The organism is Vreelandella maris (genome assembly GCF_013371085.1).
GTDB classification, from domain to species: Bacteria; Pseudomonadota; Gammaproteobacteria; order Pseudomonadales; family Halomonadaceae; genus Vreelandella; species Vreelandella maris.
The window spans coordinates 1-12,319 of record NZ_JABWCV010000048.1 but is presented as its reverse complement, the minus strand read 5'-3'; the positions used below and the strand labels follow the sequence as shown (position 1 = coordinate 12,319).

Here is a 12,319-nt window from a genome sequence, read left to right as displayed (position 1 = left end):
CCTAACCAAAATGCTTGAGTGGAATTGAGGTCGCGACTCATGATGATCTCCAATGCTAAAGAGACCACCAGTGTGATCAGCCAACGTTAATGTGGGTAGATGGGTTTTATGGCGCGCTTACCTTGCTTGAGGGCAAAGGCGCTGAAATGCCAGTTAGCTCAATGTAAACAGTTTATAACACCCGACTTACATGCGGTCTTGGAGCCACGGGACGATGGAAAACCGATCACCGTGCCGCCGACTGTTAGTTTATATAAGTTGATTCAACCAATATCAGCTTTATCAAACTCCTCAAAAAAGCGAATCGCCATTAAAAAAAGAGATGGAAACATATTTCTAAGCCGCTGATTATAATCCTCCCATGATTCCGTTGGATGTGGAATTGGATTCCAACCTGCATCACCTTTACGGAGCGATATGGATCCCAAATTATAAGGGGGTTCAGGAAAAATAGAAAAAGGCATGGCAGTAACGAAGATTGCCTTCGACAAAGTAAAATACGAAGAATTTAAAGGCTTTGTTATCACAGACGCTTCCGGCTGACCATTCCAGTCCGCGAGAGTTTCATGATAATCTGCTATTAAAGTTGGATGGGCGACAAGACTTAATTTCTGCTTTAAATCGTTTATTTGATCCTCCATACCCCCAATCCAGCTCAATCCCCCTTCTTTCATTTGTTGTCTTAGGTAACGCTCTGTCTTGTCTTTCGATAGGTATCTATGCCAGAATTTATTTGCAGCTTCAGGAGTAGTACAAGCGGTGTAGTCAATCAAAATATCTTGATCGATTCTGAAGCGTACCCAAAGTTGGGCTGTCTCATAGAACAGCCGAAGCTGAAGCCTAGCATTTGCATCTAGCCCATAACTACACAAAACACGAATTGACGTTAATGTGCGTAATTGACGAATACTGAGCCGATAAAATATCATTGCTGAAGGGTTATTTTTATGATCAGATGAGAGAAAATAGATACTTTGGCACCGCAGCAGCACTACATATTCATCCACAAAAGCATATAAGGCTGCGAGTGGAGTATCTCTTGTATCAACTCCAAGTTCTTTTTCAACGTGACTTCCTGGCACAGAATCAACCAACTGAAATCCCTGGTGTTCATAGATGAGTCGAATCGAATTTACTGCGTGCTGGTGAGATAAATATTCAGCCATAATTTCTCCAAGCATTGACTCATCTATAATACGGATTTTAAATTTATTTTTAGCGCAATTAAAGATCACTCCAACAACATAAATTTTTCAATGCTACTTGATTGGCTTGCTAGGCATATTAGAGACCTTATATAGAATAGGTAACTCATAACCTCTCTTTTTAATTTCTTGATGAGGATCTGAAATCTTTAAAAAACCAATAACTTGAAGAAATGATAAAAAATCTACAGCTTCGCTTTCTGATATACCAGGAATATTGGTTCTAATCCATTTATAATCGAAATTTGTTTTGTTGCCTTTTTTTGCCAAAAGAACATTTACGTTTTTAGTCCATTTAGAGTCGATAGTTTCAATATTCTTTACATATATATCCTTTGCAGATATATAAGCCTGATAAACACAATATTTTTTAAACAAATCCCACTCATAGTCTTTTTCAATCAAAACCAACTCTGAAATCTGATCAGGATTTTCTTCATAATATGATGCAACTTTTTCGACAACCTCTTTTAGAAAAATCAGGATATATCTTGGGGTACATACTCCATTACCATCTAAAAAATGAGACTTTATAAAATCAAAAATATCCAACTCTAAATATTTATTTTCTTTCGAGCAAAAGTGAATTGCGTAACGTGGAAATACTTTAGTTATTATCGCTTTATCGAATTTTCCATGCAAGCTTGTGACTCGCTCAGACTTTTCTTTTTTATTGACTAAATTTTTAAACAAGCCAGGAACTCTGGTGTTTAAAAACAACTTCTCTCTCCAAGTTAAATCAAATTCGCTTAAATCTGTAGCTCGAAAGATATCTTCAGGTTTACAAATTTTAGCTTGTACCAAACCAACCATTATCCTTATTGCTAAAAATCGTAGCGTTTCATCATGGCTCCATTTTAACTTGATCACGTTATCGTGCACCTTGTCATAACCAAGGGCTGCGAAGTCTAGTCGTTCAAACAAATCTGATCTTATAAAAATTTTCAAATTAATATTTTGAATAGCAGATAGATCGTCATCAACTTCAAGCAATGAATTTATATACAGCCTTTGGACATAATATTCAGCACCGGCCACAAATCTGTCTATTTTATCGATAATAACAGTTGCACATTTGAAGTTACGAGCTCTTATTGATTCTGATACGACTCGTTGCACCTCTTCAAGATTAATTTTTTTCCTGGGTTTTGGTGCTTTGCCAGAAAGACCTGCTTCGATAGTTATAGGGTTGTCGCCAATTTTAGCTTCGAACTTGACATTCGCATCAGAAACAAGCTTCTTAAACTTATCAAGAATATTCGAATATGAATCAGAGCTATTAGAATCATCTAGGAATTTGTTAACCGCTTTCTCATAAGAGTTATTTGGGAATTTTTCTTGCTTTGATAACTCTATTGAAATCTTCAATAATACATTAAACTTCCATAATAGTTGATACAATGTTTTTTCATCTTTACCTGGATAATACTCCCTAACAAACTCAGAAAGCTCGTTAAATGACAAGGCTTCTTCTAGCGGAACTATTAAATCGTTCTTATATGATTCTAATTTTTCCGAATGATTTTTCAATAGAGTAAATAGAGTACTTTTTCCAGCCCCTATCGCACCTACAATTATTGAATGTTGATTCAAATAGAACTGCTTTACTGAGGATGTTTCTATAAACGCAAGCTCAGCTAGCTTATCTCTGTGTCCATCAGCACTACCGAAATTAAGCAATCTAAGTTTATCCGTTGGAAAAGGATCAGGAAGTGATGGGGTGGATTTTTTTTGACTCATTAAATGATAAATCCCTTTGCCTTTTGTAGGTCTAACAGTAACTATATATAAATCCGAATAATTTCAATAAACGTCCCGCCGCATCTATAGCGGTTATAGTACCGCCTGTTTCGACTCTATCCCATTGATTCGCTTCGGGGCAAAGAAAATATTGATATATCCAAAAGTAGCATGTTGGCGGCTTCTAGCTAAGCACCACACACCCCATATTCCCCCCAAACCACTGTTGCTTTAACCCCCGCTGCTTTTCCAACAACAGGGTCAGGTAGTCGCGCAACGGATGAACAGATGGCAGCGCAGCGAGGTGCTTACGAAGCCTCCGCTGATAAGGAAACTGTTCAGCAGGCACATGCAACGGTGTGGCGTTTTGGGTAAGCCACTCGATGTTGGGCAGAAGCATGTGAGTGGCGTTGCTGTCGAGCGCTAGCGTGACGCCTTTAACATCGAAGTCACCGGCGTAGATATGTGTTCGGCGGGTTTTGTGCCAAGCCTCGGCCAGCAATGAAAAGCCACCGCCGTAGTGGCTGTCGCCTCGGTAGACGACCAGTGGGTTTGCGTAGCCGCTTAGCGCTGGGAGTTCCGGCGAAAACTCATAGAAGCTGTCCAGGTTTTCGACCTGAATCAGTGCGCTGAACGCGCTCAGCTTTAACCCCAGTACATCCACATCGCGAATAGCGCGTGGTTCGTTGGCAAGCCCGGTTGTTGGTTGCGGCGGAAAGCTGACGAGTACCCTTCGTGCACGGGGGCTTTCGCGGGTTGCTTTATCTTCTTCCACGCCCTCTTTGGCCTGGGCGCTGCTAGTCAGGCCGCTGAGTGAGCGGCCTAGTGGTGCTAGGCGAGCGCTTTCGAGTACGTCATTAATCTGCGCCAGCAAGGCGGCGTCAAAGCGAAGCGTTTTACCGGTGATTCGCGTGGCCAGGTCAATGTCGTGCTGGTGGCACCAGGCCACTACGTCGTCTACCCACTGGCGGCGGGGCTTCTCCACCGTGGGTTGGCGGAGAAGTTCGCGGGCGACGCCGTTAAGGCCATTGCGTGCGCGGCTGGGTAGGTTCATACGGACAGCTGCAGTTCTACATCGTGGATCAGGCGCAGATGGTTGAATTGGCTCGCCTGGCTCTCCTGCTGTTTGAGCCGGAACGCCTTCTGATCGCTGCGCGGCAGGCCCTGGTATTCGGAAATCACCTGGAAGAGCCATATCTCATCCGGCCATTCCAGCGGGCTTTCGCGCAGGTACTCAAGGGCGCTGACCGGCTCAGCCTGGGGCTGGTCGATCACGCTCAAATAGAAGTGTTCCACATCCTGCTTGAGCGCCTGCTGGCGGGCGGCGGCTAGGCTGCTCTCTTGCGCTTGGGCAGGGGCCGCGGCTTCAACGGTTTGCGTGGTTTGGCGCGGCTGGGGGAGCTGGTGCAACAGGTCGGCGAGCAACCGGCTATCCAGGTTGCGATCCAGCGCCGGGGCGGCCGCGGCGCTAAGCGGGGCGGCCTGATTGACCAGCCCAGGCACTTCGCTGCGCCTTGCATAGTTGCCCGGCACAAAGCCTGGGTGTTCGCGCATAAAGGCGGCCATGCCGCTGATCAGGCGGCTGCGCGCCTGCTGTTTGCGAAAGCGCGCCATCAGTTCGATCAAGCGCCGCTGCACTTCGCGCAGGCCGGTGTAGTGGTGGCTTAACTGCTGCTGTAGCTGGCTGATCAATAGCTTGCGCAGGCTGCCATCGCTGCCCACCAGTTCGATCAGCTCGTCGAAATCGATCAGCGCCAGGCCATCCAGCAGCCTCGCGATCTGCTTCTGGGCGCGGTCGTTTTCGCGGATCTTGTCGTTGAGCTGGCTGACAAAACCAAAATCGCTATTCAGCCGCTGCCATAAGCTGTCGATAGCATCGGCGAAGCGCCCATTAAGGTCGTCGACTTCCTGGCGCAGGCGCATCAACTGCTGCTCCAGCCGCCAGTGTTCGCCGCGGCTGCGGGCCTCCCGATAGCTATGTACCAGGGCACGAATCAGCTCCAGGGTTTCCGCTACATCGGCATTCACATGGCGGCGGGTCTCGTCGGCGAGCATCTCGGCGATCAGTTCGCGCACCTTGGGCGCCAGCTTCACGCCGCTCTGCTCATCCGGTCGCCATAGAATGCGTGCCGCCAGCAGCTTGCGTAGCGCGCTATCGCTGAGCGATTCCAGCGGCACTTCATCGCGGGTGTAGGCCTGCATCAGCGCTTCAGAATGCTTGCCGAGCAGCGCCAGCCGTTCGCTGCCGGTTTTGAGCAGGCGGCTTTCCAGGCTGTGTTCTCCGCTAGAACTCACAGCAGGGCCTCCTGGGAACCGGAGCCCTCCTCGCTGCCCTCTTCGATGGGCAGGTTCTCTTCATCGCGAATAAAGCGCACCAGATCCACTAGGTAGTCGATCTTGCCGGTGACCACGAACACCTGCCGCTCTGAATGGGGTTGGAGCAGGTAGCCGTGCTCTTTCAGGCGCTTGAAGACCTGCTTTACCTGGGCGTCGAGCTGCTCACTTTGCGAGCCAAAAAAGCTGTCGGTGGCCAGGCGTTCCAGGCGTTCGCGCAGGCTTTGGTTGTCTTCGCACTTGGCGCTGAACTCGGCGGGTTTGAGCACATCGCCGGGGGCGGCCAGGGTATCGCGGCCCAGCGCCTCTTGAACCAGCTGCAGCCACTCCAGCAGCGGCAGCAGGCTGTTGAGCGTGTCGCCGAGCTGGCGCGACAGCTGATCCCGGGCGTTGTCATTGAGCTGACGCCAGGCCAGAAAATAGACGCTGCCGTCTTCGTTGCTGGCCAGGCGCCGGTTAAGCGGCCGCAGGTAGGTATCGATCTCCTCCCGGGTCTCTTCATTGGTGAGATGGCGATAGCCGCTCTCATCGCTGATCGGGCAGACAAATTCACCGGCCAGCAGGCGCTCTAGCAGTGGGCCATGTTCGATCATACCGTCACCTCCTGCTGACGTTCCTGGAGCCGTTCGGCCAGGCGGCTTAGCCGTGGCTCGATGCGTTTTAACACCCGCTTGTTGGGGTTGGCCTCATCGCGGTCGATCAGGTAGCGGTTGGCGAACAGCAGCAGCACATCGGACTCGGGGTTGGGAAACGCACCGACGATATGGATGCGGTTGCTGTCGCAGGCGTCGAAGAGTTTTTCGACGTTGTGGTAGGCCAGGGTGCCGATCTCATCGATGGGCCAGTGGATGGCGATTTCCGCATCGCCGCGCAGCAGGCGGGTAAAGGCGAGCAGGAACTTGCACAGAATGAGATACGCCATGCCGTGGCTGGAGGACTCCAGCAGCTGGCGGTCGTTCTTGATCACCAGATCGGTGCCGCCTTCGTTCAGGTGCAGCTCCAGGCGCAGCAGGCTTTCGAAGCTGTACTGCTGGTCGCTGCGCAGCAAATCGACCACGTCCGCCAGGGCGTTGAGGTAGTCGTCGCTGGGTAGCGTCTGGCCGGATTCCCGCCACTCTTTGTAGCGCTGGGCGAACAGCTTCAGCGGCTCCCAGAAGCCCAACTCATCGATGGTTGACTGGATGCGCACTTCGGCCTTGGTAATGCCTTCCAAACGCAGATCGTCGGCGACCTCTTCAGAGAGTCGGCGGCTTTGGGCGCTGATGCGTCGGTTCAAATCGCGGAACACGGTAAAGAACTTATCCAGGTCGTCGCTTAGGTTGCGCCCTTCCTGAATCAGCTGCTGCTGTTGATCTTCGAGCAGTTTGAGCATGTCGCGCAGTAGCGGCAGCTGTAGGCGCGGGTTGTCACTCTGTAGTTTGCTGCGTTCGCTCTCCAGCGCTTCGGCGAAGCCGCTGCTGGCGTCCTTGATCAGTTGGCTTTCCACCTCCAGGCAGCCACGACGCAACTGCTCAATGAGTTGGTGGCGATTGCCCAGGGCCTGGCGGGCGCGCTCGATGCGCTCGTCCACATCGCCCAGTGGAGTGCCGGGCGCTTTGCCGTCGGGTTCAATGGCAAGGCTTTCCAGCTGGGTGAGCAGCGGCTTCAAGGCTTCCAGGCAGGCGTATTCGCTCTCCCGCTGGGTTTTCAGCGTGCTGACCGTGCTTTGGTGGGCTTTGCGCGCCGCCTGGAAGTCATTTTTCAGGTGCTCTTTATCTCGCTGCAGCTTTTGCTCCGCCTGCTCCAGCTCTGCCTCTTGAGCGACGAGCTGCGGTTTATGCTGCCCCCACTCGACGCGCATAAAGCGGGTGTATTCGGTGAGTTCATCCTGACGGGCGGCGGTAACGCGGATGCGCTCATCCTGGCTGGCCAGCCGCTCCTTGGTATCTTTGAGCTTGGCGGGGTCGACGCCCTGCTCGGCCAGTTCCTGGCTAAAGGCCTCTTCCAGTTCCGCGCGCTGGCGCTGGTGTTCGGCATTGGCGTCGCTCAACTGCTGCTTATACTGGCGCAGCTGGGCATCCAGGCTATCTACCTGGCTCTGGCCGTCGGCTTTTAGCTCCAATAGCTGGCTTTGGTGGGTCTCGCTGAGGGCGGCGAGCGCCTGCTGCTTCTCTTCACGCAGCTCCTTTTGCGCCTGCTCCTGGCTGGCTAGCGCGGTTTGATGAGCAGTGCGGCGCTCCTGCTGGCGCTTGGTGTGGCGCTCGTGCTGCTGGCGGCGGGCCTCTATCGCAAACTCGACTTCCTGCTCGGCGCGCTTGTGCGCCATACGGCCCTGGTCTTGGGCTTCATCGGCCTGCTGCACTCGCTCGTTATGCTGTTTGAGCGATTTCTCGGCGGCTTGGCTCTCGGTCTGCACCCGGCGCTTGGCGGTGTCCGCTTCTTCGATGGCGGCCAGCAGGCTGGCTTCATCCTGGGCGTAATCCGGCAGGGCAATGGCAGAAAGATCCAGCGCCAGCCCGAACAGGTCATCGCTTGCGCCTTCCGCAAACTGCGGGGCGAGGTCACGCCGCTCCAGCAGCTCCGGGGCAATCACCTTACCTAGCTGCTGCTCCCAGCCGGGGCGATGGTAACGCAGGAAGTGACGCAGGCTGCCCTGCTCTGGGTCGCGCTGCTGATAGAGCGCAAAGCAGCGCTGCTCGGCGCGCTCCATCTGCTGCCGAAGCTGTACCAGCTGCTGTTCGGCACTGTCGCGTTCACGTTTGCGGCTTTCAAACTCCCGGCGCAGGCCATCCAGGGTGGCGGCCGAGGCGTTGCGCTCCTGCTGGGCCTGATCCAAACGCGCCTGGGCAAGCTCCGCTTCGGATGCCTCTTCGGCGGTTTGGGTCGAGAGCGAGAGCTGCGCTTTTAGTTCGGCTAGCTGTTCGACACCGAGTTCCAGCTGCGCCTGGTACTCGCCCTCCAGGCGTTGGCGCTCCTGCTGGTAGCGTTCGTTGAGCTGCTGTTCGGACTCCCACTGCTGCTCCCGACGCAAGGCTTTCTCTTCCACCAGGGCGTCGATCAGTTCCTGGGATTCACGGGTCTGGCGGGCCAGCGCCTCAGACAATTCGCGCAGCCGACCATCCAGGCGCGCCTGACTCTCTTTTACTGCGTCCTGCATCACGTTTAGGTGGGTGCGCAGCTGGTCGCGCTGCTCCCGCCACTGGGGCAGCGCGTTGATGTCGCGCTCTAGGGCAGGCATGTCTGCATCAGCGTAGTGCTCGTACTGGGTTTGCAGGTCGTTGAGACGGCGCTGGGTCTGCTGCAGATCGCTAACCACTTCACTGTGGCGGTCGTTTAGCGCGTCCCGCGCTTCAGCGTAGTCGCTCTCCCGCTGCTGGAACTCTCGCTGGTGGCGGGCAAGCTCAGCATCCACATCGGCCATCTGGCGCTCTGCTTTCTGGCGGTCGTCTTCTAGCTGGGGCTTGAGTTGCCACAGGGTGGCATCCAGATCGGCCAGTTCGCGATCGATTCCGGCGAGCCGGGCGAGGGAGGCCTGCAGCGGTTCCAGGCGCATGGATTGGCGCATCTGGGCAATCCACTCCCGCGCCTTGGTGTTACGAATCCGGGTCACCGGCAGCTCAACGCCATCCTCTTCGAAAATCGCCGCCAGCATGGTTTTGAGGGTGTCCATCTTGCCCTCTTTGGCGTGTACCGCCGAGACCAGCTTTTCGATATGGCGAATGCGCCGCTCGGGCTTCACCAGGCTGAACTGCGCAGCGATCTGGCGCAGCTTGAGGCCGTCGCGGCTGTTGCCGTGCAGTTGGGTGAAGTCGTTTTGGATCACTGAGCGGAATTCAGAGGTCGCGCCCAGCTTAGGAGAAACGGGCGTGCCGCTGCGCCGCAGGCCGCTGGCCCACTGGGTGTAGTCCAGCGCGGCGACGCCCGCATCGCTCTCCACCAGATAATCTTCCGGTTGATAAGGCGCGCCAACAAAGCGGTACTCCACCCCGCCTTCGGCTTTGCGGGTCAGCACCGCCTGGCAGATATTGCCCGCTTCGCGGCGGTACTCGTAGACCAGGTAGCTGTTGCGGTGGGGCAAATAAAACGCGTCGAACTTCATGCGCGTTTTGGGCACGACCTTGTTGGGTAATTCGCCGTAGAACACCGGCACCAGCCGCTGCAGCGTGGTTTTACCGGAGGCGTTGGTGCCGCAAATATTGGTGTGACCATCCACACTCAGTTCGACCACGCCTTCCAGGTGGCCGTGAATCATCACGATGCGTAGCAGGTGGGCCATGCCGTGTCCTTTCGTTTGCTAACCGGATCGTTATGCTGATCGCTGAAAGTGGCTATATTGCCAGACACAGACCAAAGCGGCTACGCGGCTAAAAAAAGCTGTCGAACTATAGCACCTAGTGCTATATACTGAGGGTAACAGTACAGGTATCAGATGCGAGTATTTAAAAACAAAGTGTTCAGTAAGTGGGCAGCAAAGGAAGGACTGGATGATGCTGCTTTGCTAGCCGCAGTTGAGGAAATGGAGCGCGGCCTGATTGATGCCGACCTAGGTGGTCATGTGGTAAAAAAACGCGTGGCAATCGGTGGTCGAGGCAAGAGCGGCGGTGCCCGAACCCTGTTGGCTTATAAGATCGGTAATAAAGCATTCTTTGTTTATGGTTTTGCCCAAAAAGCCCGCGCTAATATCAGCGCCGAAGAGCTTAAAGCGTTAAAACATTTAGCAAAAGAATTGCTGGGCTACGGTGATAAAGCATTATCCGAAGCCATTAAGCATGGCGCATTGATTGAGGTAAAAAACGATGGATAAATCAATCTTAGATATGGTGCATGAAACAGCTCAAGACCTTCACGCGGCTGGTGTGATGAAAGAAACCACGCTTCGCGAGTTCGATGCACTCTGTCTGCCCCCAGTAAAAGAGTACACAGCCATACAGATCAAGCGGATTCGCACCAAGAATCACGCCAGCCAAGGCGTGTTCGCCGCGTACCTTAATACCAGCGTCTCTACGGTGCAGAAATGGGAGCAAGGACAGAAGAAACCCAATGGCCCTTCCCTTAAGCTGCTGAACTTGGTGGCGGAAAAGGGGTTGGAAATACTGGCTTAAGCGTTAGGTTTTTTGCTACCCAACAACCCCTCAAAAAAACTCACTGCATAGGCTTCCAACCCTTCCAGGTAATAGCCGCCTTCTTGTACCACCAACGTGGGTACGTTCAGGCTCGCTACCCGGCGGCCAAGCTCAGCAAAACCCGCGGTAGAAACGGCGACCTTAGCTTGGGGGTCAAGTTCGTAGATATCGAACCCCAGCGCCAGCACAATGGCGTCAGGCTCGAATAGGCGGATGGCCCGGCAGGCCTGCTCCATACGGTCAAAAAACACCGCTTCATCTGAACCATGGGGCATTGGCAGGTTGAGGTTATAGCCCAGCCCAACGCCCTGCCCACGCTCATCTTCGAAACCGGTTACCGCCGGGTAGAAGTTGGTGGTATCGCCGTGGATCGAGATATAGAGCACATCGTCGCGCTGGTAGAAAATCTCCTGAATGCCCTGGCCGTGATGCATATCGGGATCGAGCACCACGATGCGGGGGTAGCGTGCTTTAAGATGCTGCGCAGCAATGGCGGCATTATTGAGAAAGCAGAAGCCTCCGGCGGAATCGGTACCCGCGTGATGGCCCGGCGGGCGCGATAGCGCATAGGCAAACCGATCACCGGCTAACAGAGCCTCAGCCCCGGCGACAGCACTTTGCGCGGACCAATAAGCAGACTGCCAAGTGTACTGACCCACCGGGGCGTTACCATCGGCCAAGTAGCGCCCGGCTTCCGCCAAGATGCCGCGCAGGGCATTGGGCGAACGCACAAAAATATTGGAGATAACCTCTTCCCCCCAGTCTTCCCCAAGGGCATGCCAGCGCCGATGGGCACTTTCGAGAAAGCGCAAATAGGCCATTACTGCAATCGCCTGCGCGCCACCTATACGGTAAATGCTATTGGTACCGGCTAAATGGCATAGTGCATACATCTGTTCATGCGCCTTGGGGGCAAGCATGCCACAATATTTTTACAGCCAGCTACCTTAGTAGGAACAATTGACATAATGGGAGCTGAGTAAATGGGGTAACGACCGCCCGGTACATAACAGCCAACAGTATCAATGGGAATAATGCGTGCCCTAAATGCACACCATCTAATGTTTCAATATCCAGCGATTGCATAGTATCGAACTGTGCCTGCGCAAAATTACGCACTTGCTCGATTGCAAACTTGCTATCTTTTAATGTTTGCTCATCAAAACTGGCCAGTGCTTTGTCAATTTCGCTTTGTGCCACTTTGGTGGACTGGACATCTACTTGATCAAATTTTTGAGAATACTCATGCACTGCGCTGTCGCCCCGAGAGCAGACATCTTTAATGATGCTATCTACGGTCTCATACAAGCTTTTTTCCGCAAGCGTATCTTTCGCTTTAGCGGATTTTAAAAACGTGTTTTTATAAGTTATAACCTTGAGAGTCCGACATTCGTATAAAACCTTTTTCTGATGGATAACATAAAGTACTTATAACGCAATCATAGTAAGTATAGTGACCACACCACCAGGCCCGTCAGGGATTTTTTTCACAACACAGAGCAAGTACACAAAAAAACAGATAAACATTAAAAAACCAATAGTTTATAACAAATTATACGATTATTTTCAACGTACCAGGGATATTCACCGATTATTTTAGTTCCGTAAGGAGAGACACAATGCCGAATATTGGTCATCAAGAAAATTAGCAGACTTAATTGTTTAGTCGCCTATATCGCTTTTATGTCAAAATAACACCAAGGTGCTGACTAGAATCCTAAGGCAATATTTAGCTATAGATATTGGTGAATGCGCGTAACCCTATACTTAAATAGCCGTTTATGATGGTTTTAATAAATTAAGAAACCTCTGATTATTTTTAATAAGTACCTGATCTAAAGTTTTCGTGTAATATCCATGCCAGGATTTCTGACACGGACAGAACCATGGAAAAACGCTTCGTTGCCCCTCTCACTGAACCTGAACAACAGACGCTGA

General features: G+C 52.3%; 9 protein-coding genes and 1 pseudogene. 2 read left to right on the top strand and 8 right to left on the bottom strand.

The window, feature by feature from the left end; translation table 11 throughout:
• Window positions 1–263 precede the first annotated feature (263 nt).
• The 6 genes from HUO07_RS20955 to HUO07_RS20930 form a co-directional block, all read right to left on the bottom strand.
• Window positions 264–1,166 carry a hypothetical protein gene (locus HUO07_RS20955; protein ID WP_176305079.1) on the bottom strand — a complete coding sequence of 301 codons (903 nt, stop codon included), beginning with the start codon at window positions 1,164–1,166 and terminating at the stop codon, window positions 264–266.
• A 93-nt stretch (window positions 1,167–1,259) separates the two neighbouring features.
• On the bottom strand, window positions 1,260–2,945 hold the full coding sequence (locus tag HUO07_RS20950; protein ID WP_176305078.1) for a P-loop ATPase, Sll1717 family: 1,686 nt from the start codon (window positions 2,943–2,945) through the stop codon (window positions 1,260–1,262).
• Between the two features lie 184 nt (window positions 2,946–3,129).
• Entirely contained in the window at window positions 3,130–3,999 is an 870-nt protein-coding gene (locus HUO07_RS20945) for a DUF7281 domain-containing protein (RefSeq protein WP_176305077.1), read from the bottom strand.
• Entirely contained in the window at window positions 3,996–5,240 is a 1,245-nt protein-coding gene (locus tag HUO07_RS20940; RefSeq protein ID WP_176305076.1) for a hypothetical protein, read from the bottom strand. The genes HUO07_RS20945 and HUO07_RS20940 overlap by 4 nt, the downstream gene beginning before the upstream one ends.
• Window positions 5,237–5,872, bottom strand: coding sequence for a condensin complex protein MksE (locus HUO07_RS20935; protein ID WP_176305075.1), 636 nt, complete (start codon window positions 5,870–5,872; stop codon window positions 5,237–5,239). Before HUO07_RS20935 ends, HUO07_RS20940 begins: the two co-directional genes overlap by 4 nt.
• Window positions 5,869–9,534, bottom strand: coding sequence for an ATP-binding protein (locus HUO07_RS20930; protein WP_176305074.1), 3,666 nt, complete (start codon window positions 9,532–9,534; stop codon window positions 5,869–5,871). Before HUO07_RS20930 ends, HUO07_RS20935 begins: the two co-directional genes overlap by 4 nt.
• 153 nt (window positions 9,535–9,687) lie before the next feature.
• Between HUO07_RS20930 and HUO07_RS20925 the strand changes: the two genes are divergently transcribed.
• Together HUO07_RS20925 and HUO07_RS20920 are read left to right on the top strand one after the other, a co-directional pair.
• Complete coding sequence (locus HUO07_RS20925; RefSeq protein WP_176305073.1) at window positions 9,688–10,062, top strand: type II toxin-antitoxin system RelE/ParE family toxin; 375 nt, start codon at window positions 9,688–9,690, stop codon at window positions 10,060–10,062.
• Window positions 10,055–10,360: a helix-turn-helix domain-containing protein gene (locus HUO07_RS20920; RefSeq protein WP_022520049.1), complete on the top strand. Its 306-nt coding sequence runs from the start codon at window positions 10,055–10,057 to the stop codon at window positions 10,358–10,360. Before HUO07_RS20925 ends, HUO07_RS20920 begins: the two co-directional genes overlap by 8 nt.
• Here the strand turns inward: HUO07_RS20920 and HUO07_RS20915 are convergent.
• Both HUO07_RS20915 and HUO07_RS20910 read right to left on the bottom strand, forming a co-directional pair.
• Window positions 10,357–11,274, bottom strand: a complete 918-nt coding sequence (locus HUO07_RS20915) for a histone deacetylase family protein (protein ID WP_217908993.1) — start codon at window positions 11,272–11,274, stop codon at window positions 10,357–10,359. The genes HUO07_RS20920 and HUO07_RS20915 overlap by 4 nt on opposite strands.
• Window positions 11,253–11,689, bottom strand: a pseudogene (locus tag HUO07_RS20910) (histidinol dehydrogenase). Before HUO07_RS20910 ends, HUO07_RS20915 begins: the two are co-directional and overlap by 22 nt.
• Window positions 11,690–12,319: the final 630 nt, after the last annotated feature.

Bases quoted from the DNA above. Each gene is read 5' to 3' on its own strand.
- HUO07_RS20955 (WP_176305079.1), bottom strand. From the start codon at position 1,166: ATGGCTGAATATTTATCTCACCAGCACGCAGTAAATTCGATTCGACTC.
- HUO07_RS20950 (WP_176305078.1), bottom strand. From the start codon at position 2,945: ATGAGTCAAAAAAAATCCACCCCATCACTTCCTGATCCTTTTCCAACG.
- HUO07_RS20945 (WP_176305077.1), bottom strand. From the start codon at position 3,999: ATGAACCTACCCAGCCGCGCACGCAATGGCCTTAACGGCGTCGCCCGC.
- HUO07_RS20935 (WP_176305075.1), bottom strand. From the start codon at position 5,872: ATGATCGAACATGGCCCACTGCTAGAGCGCCTGCTGGCCGGTGAATTT.
- HUO07_RS20930 (WP_176305074.1), bottom strand. From the start codon at position 9,534: ATGGCCCACCTGCTACGCATCGTGATGATTCACGGCCACCTGGAAGGC.
- HUO07_RS20925 (WP_176305073.1), top strand. From the start codon at position 9,688: ATGCGAGTATTTAAAAACAAAGTGTTCAGTAAGTGGGCAGCAAAGGAA.
- HUO07_RS20920 (WP_022520049.1), top strand. From the start codon at position 10,055: ATGGATAAATCAATCTTAGATATGGTGCATGAAACAGCTCAAGACCTT.
- HUO07_RS20915 (WP_217908993.1), bottom strand. From the start codon at position 11,274: ATGTATGCACTATGCCATTTAGCCGGTACCAATAGCATTTACCGTATA.